The 20,349-nt window shown below is 35.3% G+C and carries 17 protein-coding genes; 9 read left to right on the top strand and 8 right to left on the bottom strand.

The window, feature by feature from the left end:
* The first annotated feature begins 45 nt into the window (after nt 1-45).
* Nucleotides 46-1,323 carry a replication-associated recombination protein A gene (locus BTR34_RS11615; RefSeq protein ID WP_068483604.1) on the top strand — a complete coding sequence of 426 codons (1,278 nt, stop codon included), beginning with the start codon at nt 46-48 and terminating at the stop codon, nt 1,321-1,323.
* Here BTR34_RS11615 and BTR34_RS11610 read toward each other — a convergent pair.
* The 6 genes from BTR34_RS11610 to radC all read right to left on the bottom strand — a co-directional run bounded on the left by BTR34_RS11610 (nt 1,320) and on the right by radC (nt 7,012).
* Nucleotides 1,320-2,222 carry a hypothetical protein gene (locus BTR34_RS11610; protein ID WP_157483793.1) on the bottom strand — a complete coding sequence of 301 codons (903 nt, stop codon included), beginning with the start codon at nt 2,220-2,222 and terminating at the stop codon, nt 1,320-1,322. The two genes, BTR34_RS11615 and BTR34_RS11610, sit on opposite strands and share 4 nt — an antisense overlap.
* A 76-nt stretch (nt 2,223-2,298) precedes the next feature.
* The gene (locus BTR34_RS11605) at nt 2,299-3,744 is read right to left on the bottom strand and encodes a DUF5723 family protein (RefSeq protein WP_068483598.1); all 1,446 of its coding nucleotides are present in this window, start codon (nt 3,742-3,744) and stop codon (nt 2,299-2,301) included.
* Complete coding sequence (locus BTR34_RS11600; protein WP_068483595.1) at nt 3,744-4,286, bottom strand: hypothetical protein; 543 nt, start codon at nt 4,284-4,286, stop codon at nt 3,744-3,746. The genes BTR34_RS11605 and BTR34_RS11600 overlap by 1 nt, the downstream gene beginning before the upstream one ends.
* Before the next feature lie 49 nt (nt 4,287-4,335).
* On the bottom strand, nt 4,336-5,025 hold the full coding sequence (locus BTR34_RS11595; RefSeq protein ID WP_068483592.1) for a YjjG family noncanonical pyrimidine nucleotidase: 690 nt from the start codon (nt 5,023-5,025) through the stop codon (nt 4,336-4,338).
* Complete coding sequence (locus BTR34_RS11590) at nt 5,018-6,313, bottom strand: polysaccharide deacetylase family protein (protein WP_068483589.1); 1,296 nt, start codon at nt 6,311-6,313, stop codon at nt 5,018-5,020. The genes BTR34_RS11595 and BTR34_RS11590 overlap by 8 nt, the downstream gene beginning before the upstream one ends.
* Entirely contained in the window at nt 6,314-7,012 is a 699-nt protein-coding gene (gene radC, locus BTR34_RS11585) for a RadC family protein (protein WP_068483586.1), read from the bottom strand. It abuts the gene before it with no gap.
* A 61-nt stretch (nt 7,013-7,073) separates the two neighbouring features.
* Here radC and BTR34_RS11580 point away from each other — a divergent pair, with 61 nt between their 5' ends.
* On the top strand, nt 7,074-7,517 hold the full coding sequence (locus tag BTR34_RS11580) for a DUF1569 domain-containing protein (protein ID WP_068483583.1): 444 nt from the start codon (nt 7,074-7,076) through the stop codon (nt 7,515-7,517).
* A 138-nt stretch (nt 7,518-7,655) separates the two neighbouring features.
* Here the strand turns inward: BTR34_RS11580 and BTR34_RS11575 are convergent, their stop codons facing one another.
* Nucleotides 7,656-9,011, bottom strand: coding sequence for a UDP-N-acetylmuramate--L-alanine ligase (locus BTR34_RS11575; protein ID WP_068483580.1), 1,356 nt, complete (start codon nt 9,009-9,011; stop codon nt 7,656-7,658).
* A 252-nt stretch (nt 9,012-9,263) separates the two neighbouring features.
* Between BTR34_RS11575 and BTR34_RS11570 the strand changes: the two genes are divergently transcribed.
* The 7 genes from BTR34_RS11570 to BTR34_RS11540 all read left to right on the top strand — a co-directional run bounded on the left by BTR34_RS11570 (nt 9,264) and on the right by BTR34_RS11540 (nt 18,194).
* A complete protein-coding gene (locus BTR34_RS11570; RefSeq protein WP_068483577.1) occupies nt 9,264-12,116 on the top strand; it encodes a gliding motility-associated C-terminal domain-containing protein in 2,853 nt (950 codons plus the stop codon).
* 9 nt (nt 12,117-12,125) lie between these two features.
* Complete coding sequence (locus BTR34_RS11565) at nt 12,126-13,073, top strand: PorP/SprF family type IX secretion system membrane protein (protein ID WP_068483574.1); 948 nt, start codon at nt 12,126-12,128, stop codon at nt 13,071-13,073.
* A 1-nt stretch (nt 13,074) separates the two neighbouring features.
* Nucleotides 13,075-15,249 carry an OmpA family protein gene (locus BTR34_RS11560; RefSeq protein WP_068483851.1) on the top strand — a complete coding sequence of 725 codons (2,175 nt, stop codon included), beginning with the start codon at nt 13,075-13,077 and terminating at the stop codon, nt 15,247-15,249.
* Between the two features lie 167 nt (nt 15,250-15,416).
* Nucleotides 15,417-15,725 carry a cupin domain-containing protein gene (locus tag BTR34_RS11555; protein WP_068483573.1) on the top strand — a complete coding sequence of 103 codons (309 nt, stop codon included), beginning with the start codon at nt 15,417-15,419 and terminating at the stop codon, nt 15,723-15,725.
* Between the two features lie 200 nt (nt 15,726-15,925).
* Nucleotides 15,926-16,243, top strand: coding sequence for a cupin domain-containing protein (locus BTR34_RS11550; protein WP_068483570.1), 318 nt, complete (start codon nt 15,926-15,928; stop codon nt 16,241-16,243).
* 58 nt (nt 16,244-16,301) lie between these two features.
* Complete coding sequence (locus tag BTR34_RS11545) at nt 16,302-17,087, top strand: SDR family oxidoreductase (RefSeq protein ID WP_068483567.1); 786 nt, start codon at nt 16,302-16,304, stop codon at nt 17,085-17,087.
* A 192-nt stretch (nt 17,088-17,279) separates the two neighbouring features.
* Nucleotides 17,280-18,194, top strand: a complete 915-nt coding sequence (locus BTR34_RS11540; RefSeq protein WP_068483563.1) for a hypothetical protein — start codon at nt 17,280-17,282, stop codon at nt 18,192-18,194.
* A gap of 102 nt (nt 18,195-18,296) precedes the next feature.
* Here the strand turns inward: BTR34_RS11540 and BTR34_RS11535 are convergent, their stop codons facing one another.
* On the bottom strand, nt 18,297-19,859 hold the full coding sequence (locus tag BTR34_RS11535; protein WP_068485162.1) for an IS1182 family transposase: 1,563 nt from the start codon (nt 19,857-19,859) through the stop codon (nt 18,297-18,299).
* Nucleotides 19,860-20,349: the final 490 nt, after the last annotated feature.

Below are 20,349 nucleotides of genomic sequence, written 5' to 3'. Positions count from 1 at the left end.
ACCTTACTTTTCTCTTCACATGTAAGATTATCATACTTTTGTATTATGAACGAACCTTTAGCAGAACGCGTACGCCCCAAAACATTAGACGAGTATATTAGTCAGCACCATTTGGTGGGTGAAAAGGGTTCGTTAACGCATCAAATTAAGAAAGGAATTATTCCTTCACTTATTCTATGGGGACCTCCCGGAACTGGAAAAACAACTTTAGCTAATATCATTGCTACCGAAAGTAAGCGACCCTTTTATATTTTAAGCGCCATTAATAGTGGTGTAAAAGATATAAGAGAAGTAATAGACAAGGCAAAACAAGCTGGAGGCCTATTCACTGCAAAAAACCCTATTTTATTTATTGATGAGATACACCGATTTAGTAAATCCCAACAAGATTCTCTTTTAGCAGCTGTTGAAAAAGGATGGGTAACCCTAATTGGCGCAACAACTGAAAATCCGAGTTTTGAAGTTATCCCAGCGCTTTTATCCCGTTGTCAAGTTTATATTTTAAATGCTTTTGGCAAAGAAGATTTAGAAAACCTAGTTAAAAGAGCAATGGAAAAAGATTCATTGCTTAAATCGAAAAAAATACAGCTTAAAGAAACAGAAGCATTATTGCGCCTATCTGGTGGTGATGGCAGAAAATTATTGAATATTTTTGAGTTAATAGTAAACTCAGAAGCAAGTGACAATGTAATTATTACCAATGAGCTTGTACTTTCAAAAGTTCAGAAAAATACGGTGTTATATGATAAAACCGGCGAGCAACATTATGATATTATATCTGCCTTTATAAAATCTATTCGCGGCAGTGACCCAAATGGAGCTGTTTATTGGTTAGCACGTATGATTGAAGGTGGTGAAGATGTTAAGTTCATAGCTCGTAGAATGCTCATATCCGCTTCTGAAGATATAGGTTTGGCAAACCCAACGGCCCTAGTCATGGCCAATACAACTTTCCAGGCAGTTACAACCATTGGGTATCCAGAAGCACGAATTGTACTTAGCCAGTGCGCAATTTATTTAGCAACATCTGCAAAAAGTAATGCTAGTTACATGGCTATTGGAAAAGCACAACAAACCGTAAAACAAACAGGCAATTTACCTGTACCATTACCTCTTAGAAATGCGCCAACAAAATTGATGAAAGATCTAGGCTACGGGCAGGAATATAAATATGCCCACGATTACCAAAATAACTTTGTTGATGCAGAATTTTTACCCGAAGAAATAACGGGCACTACTTTTTACAAACCTGGAAGTAATGCCCGAGAAAAAGCTTTAAGTGATTTTCTTAAAAACAGATGGAAAAATAAATACGATTTTTAAAACTTTATATTTAATTCTTCCTGTATTAATTTATCATTTTCATAGTATTCAAAAATCCAACTACCATCTTTCTGATAAACCATTCCGTTTTTTGCATCGGTCTTTGCCATAAAAACATTATCGGTAGAACTCTTTAATAGGTTCATTCTAATTTTTGGCGTGCTATCAACCAATTGAAAACCATTACTGGTAGCTTGTGCGTACCAAATATCATTTACTATGGACTTATTTATTTCCAATTTCTTAAAAGCCGGTGTTTCTTTTTCTGCTTTTTTAATTGATGAATCTACAGGGGCATTATTTTTATAATACTGAGTAGATTCTGTCGCTTCCTCAACAACCACAGCATTATTACTCGGCTGCACATCAGCTTTAACTTGTTCTACTTCAGATTCTTTTTCTACTTTAGATTCATCTAGTTTTTTTACATCATTTTTAAAACTTACTGTTATAGGCTCACTTTTGGAACTAGTACCATTATAAGCATAATCTATATTGTTAAAAGAACGCATAGATTCGCGAATGGCTATATTATAGGCCTCTTTATATTCTTTTTCTTTACTAGAACCTTGCATAGAGCTGTAAACTGTTTTTGCATTACAATCTATTAAGTTAACAATAGTTTTAGTAGTAAACATACTACTGTCATCTTGAAGGCTAGCAACTACCCCTAAACATCTATTCAATTTTAAATCTTCGGGTAAACTATCATCATACACAGCATTAAATCCTTTTCCGGCAAATAAATATTTAATTAATGTACTTGTTTGGTGCTCGTTTACATTTCTAAAAGCATCGAATTTTTTTGGGACAATGATATATTTATAATCATTTAAATCTGCTTGGGCAAAAGTAGAGCCCATTATAAAAAAAACCAATATGGCAATAATTGTTTTCAAAACATAAAAATTTTAAGTTCATGGTAATATATGAAAAAAGCATGCCAAAAAAATAAAATTAGCAGAAGAAGATAGTCTATTTATTGCGTCCCCACGAAATAATATTCAATCCTAGTTGAAAAGATGCGTAATTGGTATCGGCTATATTTTGGTAAGAAAGTAAGTTATCTGCCATAATGTGAAAATTGACAGGTCCGGCTTGTAAGTTCATGCCTAGGCCAATATTGGTATAACTAAATTTATCTACAGTATACGTACCTTTAAAAGCTAAGAAATTACCTATTCTTCGTGTATAAAAACCCGTAAGGGCCATTTGAGGACCTCTAGGTCTATTAATCATAAATACCTGTGCCCCGACCGAATTACGATATTTTGTACGAAGCTCACTCCCGGCCATAGATCCCGCAGTGCAATCACAATTTAGTTGACCGCCGCTATTGCCAACGGGTTCACCAAAATCATTGCGAATTGAAGCATATAATTTAGTTGGTCTAAATGTTAGATAACTATTTGTATCCGTATCAAAGGGTACCAGTGTTTCCACGTCGTCCACTAAATCTTGCCAAAAATCTCTATTTAAATTCGCAAAATCTTCTAAGACATCAATTTGTATACCTTCTACCGTTGCCTTACCATTTAGACTATAGGTTTTAGGATCGCTTGTGTGGTAAATAAACCCCAGGTCAATTAAGCTGCCGGTTAACATGGTACGTTCAGATAAATGATATGTAAAACCAACATCTATACCAAGACCAAGATCACCGCCAAAGAAGGCTCTTTTTACAATCTCGTTTGTAGCAGTATCCGAATCATTTGCTTCATCCAACGCTTGAAAACCAGAAGTTCGCAACTTTAAATCTGCATCTAAAGTGGTTGCTATTCGGTTATTTACACCCGCTGTATTTCGTAAGTAACCATTGTTAGATGTTGAACTATAATCAACAATACCAGAATATATTTTTCCTCTTGCGCCAATCGTCAAATTTCTATCGACCTTTTTATTAATTCCAAAATGCATCACATTAATTAAGGACCCTCGAGCTTTTAGATCTCCTAAATCAAACTTTCTATCTAGTTGATCCGCATTACCATCAAAGACTAAAAAAGCATAATCTTGCGGCCAATAACCAATATTGTCTAGTTCCATATACCCACCAAAAGAATAAAATATAGTAGGATTATTTAACCTAAACCCACCATTTAAATACTCTAATTGTACTGTAGAACTAAATTCGTCTCTTGGTGTGAGATTATTTAGTCCTCTTTCTCTAAACTTTATATTGATATCAACACCATCAGATGCAAAAATATCGTTTACCGATATACCATTTGAGCCCGCATAACCATGAACACCAGACAGTAAAGGAACGCCAGCATACCATTTAAAGTCTGTTTCTACACCAGGGTTTATAGTAAGGGATTGTGGAATTTCGTTAAAATCGTAAAGTAGTTGCTTATTTTGGGAAAAAGCTCCAATAGTAAGCAATAAACTGCCCATAAAAAGATAATGGGTTAACTTCATTATAACTCTAATGTAAATTTAGCACTTGAACGTAGTACAATTGCAGGATCAGGAAGACTAGAAGTACTACTATTATCTCCTAAATTAGCAGCAAACAACCTAATTTTTGAAGTATTTCTTATAATATCAAGGCTTTTGCCTGTTGCGCCATATGCCACATTTCTTATTAATGTAGAAGTAGGTTCAGCGTCCATTCTAAATACTTCTGTATCTATAACATTTTCGTTTTCATCCAAAAACTCTAGTCTAATTTCTATGGGTTTGCTCGTCGTATTTTCCAATTCATAACTTAGCACACCCGATTGTACTCTGTTAGCAAAAAAGGGTTCTTCGAAAGCATCAAAATTAAAATCCTGAGAAAAAAAACTTAGACCAGAAACTCTATTAATTAAACTCTCTTGTGCCTTTACATAGAAAATGCCTGTTTCATAACTAGGTGTAATTTCTAAATCATCTAGTTGGTCAAAATCTTGTTCCTCAGAACATGCGGTAACCAATAGAACTCCAAAAAGTATTGCTATACAAGCACGAATACATTTCATTTTTACTACTAAATATTAATACAGGGCTGACCTTATAGTAATATAAACTCTATAAAAGTGATTTTATTTCTTGTAAATCGTAAATAATTGGGGCTATGGTATGATGTTCTTCTCTATGTGCGTTAAAGTGAATTGTATGAAAACCAACCGATTTTGCCCCTAGAATATCAGCTTCCAAACTATCACCGATCATTAAAGAACTGTGGGGTAATGCCCCGGCTTTATTTAAGGCCAGATTAAATATTATTGGGTTTGGTTTTTTTACACCTGCCAATTCAGAATCTATAATCTGATTAAAATATTTATGAATACCAGAATTTCTTAATTTCTTCTCTTGAATTTCTTGAAATCCATTGGTAATGATATGAAGCTTATATTTAGGCTGTAGGTAATCTAAAACCTCTATAGTATTTGGAAAAAGAGTGTTGTAAGAGGATAAATTATTAATATACTCCTCTGCCAAGGTATTTATAATAGTATCTGTGGCATCGTAACCAATAGTATCAAAAACAGATTTCAATCGTTGATATCGCAATTCCGTTTTCGAAATTTTTTCTTCTCTATATAATTTCCAAAATTTCAAATTAGCAGGAACATAAACTCGTAAAAAATCTTCTATCTCTAAATTAATTTCCTGTTCTTTAAATATTTTTTGAAATGTAAATGCCGAATTTTTCTCAAAATCCCATAGGGTGTGATCCAAATCAAAAAAAATATCCGTAATCTTATTTTTAAACATGATGTTCATTAATTATATCGGTATATAGAGACAGCCAATTGCGTGTTTCTTTATTCCCTAACAGTTCATTTGAAAACATTACTATCATAGTCCCATTAACGTGTTTCACCTCATTTGCCAGCATTTTTATTTGCTGTAGTACAACTTCATCTTTCTTAATTTTCGATAAAGCATAATCATGAACTGCAAAAGGGTGAACTTTAATGGGTTGTTTAACTTCCAAAGGAATATCATAAAACTGAAAAGAAGTACATGTACCTGCTCTAAACCCCAATTCATAAGTATACCCCATAGTATAATCATCAGTAAATTCTGCCGCCATTAAATTTCTATATGTTTCTGGAACATCTACTCTATTATAGCGCATTTTAGAACTAGTTACGGGTCTATTAATAATCCCTTCTAAGTTTCTTTTTTCTTTTTTCAACAAGTCTAAATCTGAAAATGAACTATACGAAGCTGCTAATGATACTGGAGCATAATCGGCCACATATTTTATGAGCGATTTAAACTTTATACTATTTGTAGAAACATTTTTATCGTATTTAGAGTAGTCGGCAAACTGAAAAAAGAAATTACATTTTATGTTATTCTTCCTGTGCAATGAAATTAATTCTTCATAATTGTCGTAAGGATCCTTTTGCCTATTTAAACCTACTAAAATGCGGTCTACTACCCGCTTTAACTTAAATGTCCCTAAATCCATCAATAAACCGGCAACACCACGTACTACACCTCTATTGGCATAGCAATGAGAAGTAGCTACATCTAAAACTGAAATAAAGTCAAATGATTTGGCTTTAAATACCAAATCAGGGAATCGTTCTTTTAGAACATTTAAAAATTTATAAGCCCAAATATCTACGACAGGTTTTTGTAGAAATCCGTTTTGATAGGCAATACTGTCTTTAGGCGAAAAACGACCGTGAATATCTTTTACATGGGGCAAATATTCTTCGTATCTGGCAATTAAAAAAAAACTAGCCGCAAAAATATCAAAGGGAAGATTACTCCGTTCGCCTGTAGAAAAAAAACAGGGAATTCCCTCCCAATCGGCAATACTTACCTCAATATCATTAATGCTTTGCTCAAACAATAATTCATTACTACGAATAAAAAATTCGTTCTGTAAAGGTTGTTTTGTATATGTTATTTTTGGTCCGGAATGTTTTATAAAATCCTCAACTTTGGTCGTAAAATCAACCTCAACACCCAAAATATTTACAAAGACATGCCTCATTATATAGGTTAGCCTTGGTGTAATTTTATGCGTATAAATTAATAACATTTATAGAATTTTTTCATCGGCAAAGCTATAATAACTTTTCTGAGTAATGATCAAATGATCTAAGACCTTAACATCTAAAGTTTCACAGGCATTTTTTATTTTTTGAGTAATTTGTTTGTCGGCCGTACTTGGTCTTAAAGTACCTGATGGGTGGTTATGCGCCAAAATTATTGCAACCGCACCTAATTCCAATGTTTGTTTCATTACCAAACGAACATCTACCAAAGTCCCTGTTATACCCCCTTTACTTAGTTGTGCTTTATGTAATACTTTATTGGAATTATTTAAAAAGAGAATCCAAAATTCTTCATGTTCCAAATCGCCAAGAATTGGTTGTAAAAGATTGTAGACATCTTTACTACTACCTATTTTATCAACTTTTACAGCATCTTCCCCTCTTCTTCTGCGACCCACTTCCAAAGCAGCTGCAATACTAACCGCCTTTGCTTCACCAATTCCTTTAAAAGTCATTAGTTGTTTAATAGAAAGTCTTCCTAAATCATTTAAATTATTATCTACGGATGCTAAAATACGTTTAGATAGTTCTACAGCACTTTCCGATCTACTTCCAGAACCAATTAAAATAGCTATCAATTCTGCATCGGATAATACGGATCGCCCTTTCTGAACCAGTTTTTCTCTAGGCTTATCATCATCTGACCAGTTCTTTATAGAAAACGATGTGGGTTTATGCTGCATTGGCTAAAGATACAGAACTAATTATTTTATGGTAAATTTATACATCAATTAAAAACGAAACATGAAATCATTACTAACCGACGAAGCGTATCAAGAAATTAAGGGAAGAATAGAACAACTAAGCGAAAACTCAGAAAGAGGTTGGGGAAAAATGACTGTTGGCCAAATGGTATGGCATTGCCAATATCCACTTAAACTTGCAATTACTAACAAACCTAATACCTCTAAAGGAAATTGGTTTGTAAAAACTTTTTTTAAGAAGTCGTTATATAACGATAAAGCTTGGCGAAAAAATTTACCCACAGCACCTCAACTAAAAACAAGGGAAGACAAAGATTTTAAAATTGAACACGATGTTCTTAAAACCTTAGTGAACGATTTTTATGCCGTTCGTGATAGAGAAGATTGGTACCCGCATCCCGCATTTGGTACATTTACGAAAGAACAGTGGGGACAAATGCAGTATAAACATCTTGACCATCATTTAACTCAGTTTGGTGTATAAAATATTGGCTGTTGGCTTGTTGTCTGTTGAAAAAAAATAAGTTCAAATTCATGTTCAAAAAGACTTAGTACCTTTTACTTAATACTCTTTCCTCTATTCCACCTTTGTACTTTGTACTTAATACTTCGTTCTACCACCTTAACTCATCAACTCTTGAAATTTCTTTAAATCGAAACCTCCATAATTTCCAGAGCTCATTAATAACAAGGTTGTATTCTTGTAGTCTTGATTTTCTAAATACTCATGGAAAGATTTTGCATCGGTAAAGATATTTAAGTCATCTCTATAAAAAGCTTCAGATATTTGTTGTGGAGTTACGGCTTCCAATTTCTTAATTGCAACCGATTCTGGCAAGAAAAAAATTACTGCTTCATCTGCAGCATCTAGGGCACCTTTATATTCCTTTAAAAATTCTGGATTAAAACTGCTATACGTATGTAGTTCTAAACAAGCAATCAATTTTCTTTCTGGGTATTGCTCCTTTACTGCTTTAGTAGTTGCCGCTACTTTACTAGGCGAATGTGCAAAGTCCTTATACGCAATACTTGTAGCTCCTTCAGCTATTTTTTCTAATCGTTTAGATGCGCCTTTAAAAGAGGCAATTGCCTCGTAGAAATCATCTTCGTCGACCCCCATGTTTTGGCAAATCCATTTTGCACCGGCCAAGTTGCTTAAATTATGTTTCCCAAATACTTCTATAGGCATAGGCCCTTCTGAAGTTTCTAAAAGTGTTTCACCGTTTTCTACAGCATATTCTGGTGTAGAATAAGGAAGCTTACGAATTGCATTTTCAGATGCTTCGACAACTTCTTTTACCGCTTTATCTTCAACATTATAAGTAATTGACCCTCCTTTTACGATACTGTCTACAAAAATTTTAAATTGCTCCACATAATTCTCAAATGTTGGAAATACATTTATATGGTCCCATGCAATACCACTTAATAGGGCAATATTGGGTTTATATAAATGAAACTTAGGCCTACGATCTATTGGAGAAGACAAATACTCATCTCCTTCAAGCACAATAAAATCATTATCCTCTGTTAAATGTACCATACGTTCAAAGCCATCTAATTGCGCCCCTACCATATAATCAACTTCAATATCATGAAAATTAAGTACATGTAAAATCATAGAAGTAATAGTAGTTTTCCCATGGCTTCCGCCAATGACTACTCTTGTTTTATTCTTAGACTGCTCGTATAAAAATTCTGGGTACGAATAAATGGTAATACCTAATTCTTGTGCTTTTAACAATTCAGGATTGTCTGCTTTGGCATGCATTCCTAAAACTATGGCATCTAAATCCGAAGTAATTTTTTCTGGGAACCATCCAAATTCTTCAGGTAATAAACCTTTTGCAGCCAACCTAGATTTAGAAGGTTCAAAAATAACATCGTCGCTACCTGTAATAATATATCCCTTATGTTCAAGGGCCAAAGCCAAGTTGTGCATTGCACTCCCACCTATTGCAATAAAATGTATTCGCATTCCTAAATTTTAGTTTTCAAAGATACGTATTGTACAAATATTAAAGACCTAATACCAGTATACAATAGACATCATTAGTCCATCAATTTCTGTTTTTTAATCGATGAAATACACTTTTTATTAACACTCAATATCAATTTTAGTAGTATTCACCCTACAAATTTAATGTCTTACAACAATATTTTTCTGAGAAGTGAAATCCAAAATACCTTTAAAACCGAATAATTATATTCAAAAACCAACCCCCGTTCAATGAACAAATTAAAATTAAGGTTTGTCATAATTGCATTCTTACTACTTAGTTTTTCAAACTTTGTACAAGGGCAATGTGCCGGTTCTGATTCCACTATAGAAATTTGCAATAAAGATTCGGATGACACCAATCGTTCATACAATCTCTTTTCTCAGCTTGGTGGATCACCCATAGCTGGTGGAACATGGGCAACAACAAACCCCGAAAATTTCTATGCATTAAATCAAAGCACTGGAATCTTAGATTTATGGCGAATAAATAATTACGGAACACATTCTTTTACGTATACCAATACGTCATGTAACCAAACAGCAACGGTGACTATTAACCTTGGCGGTTATCCAGGCGAAGATAATATAGACGGTAGTGCAAATGCATGCGGAGATGATAACAGTGTAAACTTACACGGATTTCTAGGAAGTAATGTTGACGGTAAAGTTCAAGATTTTAATGGTTTATGGGAAGAAGACCCTAGCACCGTGACCAACCAACTGGAAGGTTATACCTTTAATGCACAAGCTGCAGGCACAGGAATTTATATTTTTACGTATACCGTACCCGCAGTAAATAGTTGCGCTGCTAGAACCGCTACTGTTGTTTTAGAAGTTCATCCACCGGCTGAACCTGGTATTGCAAACAGTGTTACCTTTTGCGCAAACGATGATTTATCTGCATATACCAATTTTGACCTTTATGGGCAATTAACTGGCGAAGATCCAAACGGAACATGGTCTGAAAACGGTACGGGTCAATTAAGTGATTTAAACGATTCGTTTATAAACATAGAAGAATTGAATACTAATTTCGGCTATGGCACGTATTCTTTCACGTATACAGTTTATCCAAGTCATCCTGTTTGCGAAAAAAGAGAGGCGACAGTTAATATTGATATTTTACCTGTTTTAGTTGGCACTATTACTGCTGACGATATCTGCCTAGGTTATGATTATGAAGTAAATTTAGCATATGACGATACCATGCTGCATAATGGTAGTTTTTTAATTGAATACACAATAAATAATAGTACCGACATTGCGCCTGCTTTATTAACTAATGGAAGTGGAAGCTTTATGGTAAATCAAAACTTAGTCCCGTTAAACCGAACTGTTACCCTTGAAATTATAGGTATTGAAAGTGTTTCCCCAATGCGCGATGTTTGCCCAAGAGTAATTGTACCGCCAACCACTTTTTTGGTAGCAAGTTCCAAAGCAGATGTACAGGATATTTGCATAGAAAATAATGCCGAGATACAAATTACAGAAATCCTTGACGCAACCGGTAATTTGGCAAACGGAAATTTCACTACCAATTATGAAATAACAAATCCCGATGGGAGTACCTCAACTTCAACTTCTTTTGATTTAGAATTTACCAATGGTGACGCCGCATTTACAATATCTGGTAGTAATTTTATTGTTGAAGGGGAATATGAGGTACGTCCTTCCATTTCAAATACTTATGCTACAAACTGCCCCATAGCAGATATTTTTACAGTAACTCCCGTACCAAATACTATTCAACTAAATTTAATAGTTGATAATAATTGCGATGCTACACAAATAGATGTTCTTGTTGATGCGCCTATATTACCCAACGGCACTTATACTATTACGTATGATGTTACCGAAATAATTTCTAATTCGGTTTTAACTACAAACACCATAAATTTTACGGGTGGTACGGCAGCGTATCAAATAGATGTTGACGCTTTGCCTGTAGGTAATTACACGGCAAGTGTACGAAGTATTCAAAATGATGCCACACCCTGCCGAATAGATTTTGAGTTTGAAGAGAATGAGAATTTTTCTATAGGCGGCGTTCCCGCAGCGCCAGTGGCTGCAGCAAATCAAAATTTTTGCATGAGTGAATATACAGGTGGACCTACCTTAATGGACATTGAAGTTACTGCTGAAGGTGATATCTTATTTTATGATACGGACACTGACACTGACATTTTACCTATTTCAACAGCTTTGATAGATGGTGAAGACTATTATATTTCTAATACGGATACTTTAAATAATTGTGAAGGTACCGACCGTGTTCAAGTAACGGTTAGTTTTGGTAATCCCGAAGCTCCTACGAGTTCCAATTTAAATCCACAGTTTTGCGCTGAAACGAACCCAATATTGGCAAATATAGAGATTGATGCTGGTATTGGTAATTCCGTTACCTGGTTTGATGCTCTCACAGGGGGGAATGAATTAGCCTCAACAACCACGATAATTAACAACCAACCCTATTTCGCTGCAACAAATACTAATGGATGCAATAGCTCAGAACGGTTAACAATTATACCTATTGTTAATTCTGTTACACCAACACAATTGTCAGCCGATGTCTTGGCTGTATGTGGATTGGATAATCCTACTGTACTTACACTAAGGACTTTAGTAGACGAATTTGATAATGATGTATTTTGGTTTAGTACTGAAACTGGCGGTACTCCTTTATCAGATGATATTCCATTAGTAACAGATAGCATTTACTATGCTGAAAATTACGATCCAACAACCGGGTGCTCTTCGGCTACTCGTGTTCCTGTTACCATAGATTTAAGCAATTGTGACCCTGAAAATTATGATTTCTTTATTCCAGACGGATTTTCACCAAATGCAGATGGTAGAAACGACACCTTTTTTATTCCGAATATAGAAACCATATTTCCTAATTACACTTTAGAAATTATAAATAGATACGGAACAACACTATTTAAAGGTGATAGAGGAAAACCTGCATGGAACGGTAAACATGGTTCGGCCACAGCGCCAAACGGAGTCTATTTTTACATTATTAATTATAACAAAGGTAACTCAGAATCTATTCAAGGTCGACTTTACCTAAATAGATAACCCACACAAATGAAACTAAAAAACACACGTTGGAGTATCTGCATAGTAATGCTTTTGTTCCTTATAAAATTACAAGGTCAGCAAGACCCACAGTATACGCAATACATGTATAACATGAATGTGGTAAACCCTGCGTATACCACCAACCAATTAGGCATGCTTAATTTTGGAACGCTATACAGAACCCAATGGGAAAATGCGGTAGGTGCACCTAAAACCTTAACCTTTTTCGTGCATACCCCGTTATCGGAAAAAATAGAAATGGGCGCATCAATTATTTCAGATGATATAGGTGATGGCTCTTTAAAAGAAAATAATATTTATGTAGACTTCGCCTACATTCTAAAGTTAGACGAAAAAAGTAATCTAAGTTTAGGGTTAAAAGGAGGTACTACCACTTTTGAAACCAATTTCAACGGGTTTAGACTACCAGAAGTACAAGATGACCCTGCTTTTAATGAAAACATGAATAATACCTTTCCTAATGTGGGTATTGGTGCTTTTTATAACAGAGATAAGTTTTATGCAGGTGTCTCCATCCCAAATTTATTGACTTCTAAACATCTAGAAAACAGAGATGGTATTACAAGAATTGGTGCTGAAGCTATTCATCTTTTTGGTATGGCCGGTTATGTTTTTGATATCAATTCTAATTTAAAACTAAAACCTTCAATACTTACAAAAATGGTTTCAGGAGCTCCTATTACAGCAGATGTTTCTTTTAACGCCTTATTCAATAATCGTTTTGAAGGCGGTATATCGTATAGATTAGAGGACTCTGTAAGTGCCATGTTCAATATTGCGGTAGTACCCGCATTGCGTATAGGATATGCTTACGATTACACCTTATCTAATTTAGGCGCTTTTAACACCGGTTCTCACGAAATATTTGTGCTGTTTAACCTAGACCTTTGGGGACTTAAAAAAGGTTATGATAAATCTCCTAGATTCTACTAAAATGAAGAAAATATACATATACCTTATTATATTCTTAGGGATATTTCAGTCTACTTGGTCGCAACAAGATTTAAAACGGGCAAACGACCTTTTTGAAAAGGCATACTACGCTGATGCCATTACTTTATATGAGGCCGTATTACCAAGCAATAAAAGTAGCCAGGTTATTAAAAATTTGGCCGATAGCTATTACCATACTTTTGATTTAAACGCTGCCGCACGTTGGTATCGTTATTTAATTGCCAATTATGGCGAAATTATAGAAGATGACTACTATTTTAAACTAAATCAGTCTTTAAAAGCCATTGGTGAATACCAAGAAGCTGAAACTGTTTTAGTAGATTATTATACCAAAGAAGGCAACCTAGACAAAGTACAGCTAGTAAAAGATAACACCAAATATCTAGAAAATGTACGAGCCATAGGTGACCGTTTTGCTATTGAAAACAGTACGCTAAATACGACAACATCTGAATTTGGAGCTATGCTAGTAGGTAATGCTATCTGGTATACGGCTACTCAAAAAAAAACTGGCTCTAAAACCTATCGATGGAACAATCAAAACTACTTGGATATTTACACGCATCCAATAGACAAAATTCAATTGGGAGATAGTGTAAGCACCAACCTATCTAATACTATAAATACTAAATTACATGAAGGCGCATTTACAATTTCATCCAACGGAAAAACCATTTACTTTACCCGTAACAATTCTAACGGAGGAAAGCGAAAAACAGATGATAAAAAAATATCCAATCTTAAAATTTACAGTGCCCATTTAGAAGATGGGGTTTGGAGGAACATTACCGAACTTCCTTTTAATAGCGATGATTTTTCTAATGAACACCCTACTTTAAATGCAGAGGGCACAAAATTGTATTTTTCTTCGGATAGACCCGGTGGATTTGGTTCTTTTGATATTTATGAAGTTAATCTACAAGCAGATAATTCATTTGGCATACCTGTTAATGTAGGAAGTGTAATTAATACGGATAAAAAAGAGCAATTTCCGTTTATAGCCAATGACAATTCGCTTTATTTTTCATCTAATGGTCACCCAGGTTATGGGCTTTTAGATGTTTTTATCTCCAAAAACAAGAATGGAACTTTCCTTCAGCCAGATAATTTAGGCTTGCCTCTAAATAGCGGATATGATGATTTTTCATACATTTTAAATACTGATAACAAATCGGGTTATTTTGCAAGTAACAGACCGTCCGGTAAGGGAAGTGATGATATGTATAGTTTTAAAATAACTAAAGAATTACAAATTGAAGATTGTCAACAATTTATCACTGGTATTATAACAGACCGTACTACTACCCTACCATTAGCCGGTGCCACAGTACTTTTGATTGATGCAAACGACCAGGTTATAACAACATTGAAATCTAAAGAAAATGGTGTTTTTAACTTTACTATCGACTGTGAAGCATTGTATACGGTAAAGGCAGAAAAAGAGGGCTATGAGGGCAATTCAAAAAACATTCGCAGTACTAAAGAACGTAATGCCGAAATTGATGCGTCTATGGACTTATATTCCGTTTTAGAAAAAGAAAAAGCGGCAGCATTGGTCCTACAAGAAAAGCAAGCAGCAGAAAAATTACGTGCAGAAACTTTAGCATTAAAAAAACTTGAAGACGAGAAAAAGGAAGCCGCACTAGCTGCTAAACAAAAGGAAGAAAAGATTGCTCGCGAGGCTAAGCAACGCATAGTAGAAAAGGCTAAAAGTGAAGAAGCATTGGTGAAAAAAATAACCGATGCCATTAATACGGAGAGTTCTTTAGTAAAAGAAACCGATCGTACTATAATTAAAACTGAAGAAATACATTTCGATTATAGCCTGTGGTACTTAAGAAGAGAATCTCGTGAGCGCTTACAAACGGTTATTGATGTAATGAAGAAGAACCCAGGTATAGTCGTTGAAATTGGAACCCATACAGATATTCGTGGAAATGGAGGATACAACAAAAATCTATCCCAAAAAAGAGCAGATTCTGCTAAAGAATTCTTGGTTAAAAACGGAATTGAATCGGGCAGAATTGTATCCAAAGGATACGGAGAATCTAAGCCAATAGTTGTTTGCGCAACAGAGGACGCCTGTACAGAAGAAGACCATGAGTGGAACCGTAGATGCGAATTTGTTGTTATAGGTTGGAACTATAGTAAATAACCTCAAGGCAAACCCACGAGACATAAAATTGAAAATTTAATTAAGATTACGACGCAAGGTTCGGAGCATATAAAACTCGATTATCGAATAAAAATTAATATAAACTTAATCTTGCAAACCCTATTTAAAGGCTTCATTTAAATAACTTATAGCAAAACTAAATCATCATGATTTCTAAATTATTGGATATTGAAGCTATTGAAATTATGCCTGGTTTTTATGGTAAAATAATTCCTTCAGAGGAAATTAGTATCGCTTTTTTTGAAGTGGATAAAGGAGCAAGTGTTGGCGAGCATTTACATAGTCATGAGCAAATTATGCACATCATAGAAGGGGAATTTGAAATTGTCATAGAAGGTAATACCCATATTGCTAAAGCCGGAGATTTAATAACCATACCTGCTAATAAAAAGCATAAAGGCAAGGCTCTAACACCCTGTAGGTTTATGGATGTATTTGTAAAAAACAGCGATTGATTTAAGTTTTCCAACCAATTAGGAGCTATGTATTTATATAGTTTTTATTACAATTATCTTTCCAAAAAGTATTCGCCCTTTTTAAATTAATACGGTAAATAATTGGCGTAACTAGTGCCCTACTATAAATCAATTATGCAAAATTTACTGTTTTATAATTTAAGTGATTCTAGTATCTTTAGTTTTTAAACTAAAACAACATGACATTAAATCTTTCTAATATAACTTCTAAAGAAATTATGCCAGGTTTACATGGTAAATTGGTCCATTCAGAAAATATGAGTATCGCTTTTTGGGAGGTGGAAAAAGGAGCAAAAGTTCCAGAACACTCCCACATAAATGAACAAATTATGCATGTTATGGAAGGTGATTTTGAATTCACTTTAGATGAAACGACAAAAGTGTATGGCCCCGGAGACATCGTGGTTATTGCTCCGCATAAAAAACATAGCGGTGTTGCCTTGACACCATGTAAATTATTAGACGTTTTTAGTCCTACCAGAGAAGAATACCGTTAGCTTTTAGATGTTGAATTCGGCCACGCTCACTCCCCCCAACCTAAAATAAATTTGAGAAATGAATATATCTTTAAAAAATAAAAAAGCATTAGTAGGTGGTAGCAGTGCTGGAATAGGTAAAGCTATTGTACAGCAATTGGCGGAAAGTGGAGCCAGTGTAACCCTCATGTCTCATAGCGAAGAGAAGTTGCAACAAATAGTCAATGAATTGCCTACAGACCAAGGGCAGCAACATCAATACCTTGCAATAGATTTTAATAATTTCAAAGACTACCAAAAGGTGATTTCTAGATACTTTGAAAATAACAGTATTGATATATTAATAAATAACACCCAAGGACCTAGTGCCGGGAGTGCCTTAGAGATAAAGGTTCATGATTATCAAGAAGCATTTGACCTCTTGTTTAAAACCGTAGTTTTTACAACAGAATTAGCATTAAAATCCATGATGCAAAAAAATTGGGGACGTATTATTAATGTAGCCTCTGTTTCCGTGAAGGAACCGCTCTCCTATCTGGCATTATCCAATTCAATTAGGGCAGCAGTAGTAACTTGGGCAAAATCTTTGGCTACAGATGTAGGCAAACATAACATAACCGTTAATAGTGTTCTCACCGGATATTTTGACACCGATAGAATTACACAGCTCAATGCCAAAAAAGCCGAGCAACTAGGCATTGAAGCCAGCCAAGTTAGAAAAGAAATGGAGTCTAAAGTGGCAATGCAACGTATTGGCAAACCAGAAGAGTATGGATATTTAGCAGCATTCTTGGCATCTGATAATGCTGCTTATATTACAGGAACGAATATCCCAATTGATGGTGGACTTTTAAAATCGCTATAATAAAACTAGTAGCTTAAAACAACAATAACAAACGATTACCAATGTATATTATACGGTTAAAATACCGTTACAATAGTGTATTCATTGACTTTGTAAAGTTTTTGACTACATTGTATCTAAAATAGGGATAGGTTTAATTGTATACATATTCAAATATTGTGTGTAAGCTAAAAAAACAGAAATAAATAATTAATGTTAGAGTATTTAAATTTCTTATTAAAAAAGGTCTTGCCGTTAAATAATAAATTGACCACGATTGCCTTATTGCAGGACAGAACTTGGATTAAGTTATCGACGAATGGAGTTGCCGAAAAATGGTTCTTTAGAAACAATGGAATTCTTTCTATTTCTCAAAATGGCAATATAATTGATGGAGCATATGAATATTTGAATGAATACCTTGCAATCAGTTTTTTAAATGAAAAAAAATTATTTGAAAAGCACTTCATATACAATGAAATATTAATACTTAAACAAGATTCAACAGACCCCGAATTATATGCATTCTATGATAATTCAAAATTCACAGAAAATGAATTTATTGCCCACATAGAAAACTCTAGAAAAAAAGATTTAAATATTACACTGCTAAAACTGATAGATTTCACAGAGGTTGAAGTAGTTAGAAAACCGCTTGACAAAGAAATAAAAACTGGCAATCTCGTTTTGATAAATGGGGAGAAAACTTCTCTAAAATCTCTTGAAACGGAACACAATTTGTATGAACTAATTAACGGGAAAATTTCAAAAATATACTTCAAGAAAAAGTATAAGTTTATAAATAACGAATTAATAGTCAAACAAAAAACTCATAACATTTTGGTCGGAGACGAAATTATTTCGTCAAAAGAAAAACCGAGGAATGGCTTACAAAAAATTCAATCCCTGTTAGGGGTTTTACAAAAAAACAATACTATTGAACGTATATTCCATATTACCTACAAAGAAACTATTATCAAAAAAAAGAGAATTGAAATATGGAAGAAAAAAACATCGGGAATTACAACTGGAGACCTTGTAATAGTAGAAAATGAAAGAGTCCCTGATGGAAAATACTGGATTGACTTTCTAACTATTTTAAATGTAGTTAATGGAAGGGTCACGTAAAAGCCTACGCACAACAACGGTAACCGTTGCACAAGCTTAAATTCTGAATAAAATCAACATAATAAAGCCTCTTTAAGAGGTTTTATTATTACCGGTTCAGTATTAGAATGTCACTTTTTGATGCCTTAGGAATACTGAAAACATATCTTGGACAGTACTTTTTATAAAGACCTTAAAAGCAAGCTTTGCTAGCCCACTATTTGAACGTTTCAGTTCAAATTTCAGGTACTTCTTAAGGTTATAGGCGATTGCGGAGAGGTGCATCACCTTGTTGGCCTGTTCCAGACCTATCGTATTTATCTTGCGCATGCCCATGAACTGGGTGAGGGTACCGAAAACGGGTTCTACGGTGCTTTGTCGTTTACCCTTCATATACCTGCCCTGTGGGCTCTCGACCCTTGCGATGTTCCGTTCGTATTCCGCCCGATAATACGTGACCGAGAACTGTTTCTCGTTGACCTTTCCAAGGCAGCTTTCCATGATCGAGCAGCCCTTGCAGATCTTGCTCGACGCGCGGTACGCCTTCTTTTTGGTCTTGGTCCGGCTGTCAAGGAACACTTTTTTGAAAGGGATCACCTTGCCCTGTGGGCATAGATAATTGTCGTGTTCCCTGATGTACGTAAACCCATCGGGACCACCTTTATAGGTGCCATGCGGTGGAATGAAACTTTTTAGCCCTTGGTTTTCCAGAAATGCATAGTTCTCCCCGCTACTATACCCCGTATCGGCCACGCAGTTTTCAAATACCAGACCTTGTTGCCATAATCTTCTTTGCAAGCGTTGTACGATATCCTGTAATTGCTGGTTATCCTTTCCATCTGCATGGTACGCCCTGATGTCGGTTATAACATGATGCGCCGTGTCAACACTAAGTTGAGAAAGATAGTTCAGCTTTCTGGCCTTGCCGGGTTTCACACTTATCCTGGCATCGGGGTCCGTTGGGCTATAATGTGTTTTGTTACTGGTGTACTTCGCACCTTTATTACCTGCACCGGGTCTTTGATCCTGATCCTTCGCCCACTTCTTGTTACGGCTCTTTATCGCATTCAGCTCCTTTCCACTTGCGGTAATACTACGATCGCCCTTATCCGCTTTATTATCCTTGGACTTACGGTGTGGCACTTCCCTGTCCATGGCGCTGATCGCCCGTATCCGCACCAAGTGCTCCTTTAGTTCTTCCTCGGGCACTTTCAGTTCCAAGGTATCCATACTCGCGTTCGCCTTTACCGGTGCCGAATCTATCGCTTGGGTATGACCACTTACCATTCCCTTTTCTATACACAACTGTAAAATATTCGTGAACACTTCCTCGAAAACGGACTCTGGAAACAGTTGGCGTGTACGGCTTATGGTACTGTGCCATGGAAGTTCCTCATCAATGTCATAGCCTATGAAATAAAGAATGTCCAAGCGCATCGAACAATGCGCAATCAGTTTACGGTCGCTGATAAGGTTCTCCAGATAACCCACCAGACAAAGCTTGAAGAACACCACGGGGTCTATGCTCTTTTGACCGCTCTCCCCATAATAGGGCCGAGTCAACTTATAGAGGAAACCAAGATCAAGGGCGGATCCCAAACGCCTGTAAAAATTGTTCTTCGGTATACGTTCACTAAGTTGGAAACTAGCGAAAAGCTTCTCCTGGTACTCCTTTTTTCCCTGCATACAACAAGTTACGATCAAATGTCCGATCGGCAAGGATCAGAGCTCGATATTTTTTATATCTTGTGCAACAGGCACAACGGCTATAAAACATAGCTAATATGGGCTTTCCGAAAGGGTCGTGTCTATTTGCAAAGTCCGCCAAATTTACAATTTGACGATTTAAAAGAAAGAAAGTTAAAGCGAGACATTAATAAATTGTTACGCAAAAAATACTTTGAGAAACTAAATGAAAAATAAAAAACTACCTACAAGTGGTGTATAATTAATTGTGTTCGGAAATTAAAAAAGTGAATTTCCTGGAATCAATTATCTTTAGTCTTAAGCGGACATTTTCCGTTGAAAAAGTCTGCAACTGATAATACACGAACCGATGGATGTTGCATTATTCATTAGCTGATCTATTCTTTTTATAAGTATTCATGTGCTCGCTACGCTCGGAAGGACCGCGCCATTTTATTCCCAATAACGTCGAAAACCAAAAAAGGTTTTC

This window comes from Maribacter hydrothermalis (genome assembly GCF_001913155.1).
GTDB lineage: Bacteria > Bacteroidota > Bacteroidia > Flavobacteriales > Flavobacteriaceae > Maribacter > Maribacter hydrothermalis.
The sequence above is the reverse complement of the archived record's forward strand: the minus strand, read 5'-3'. Positions and strand labels throughout refer to the sequence as shown.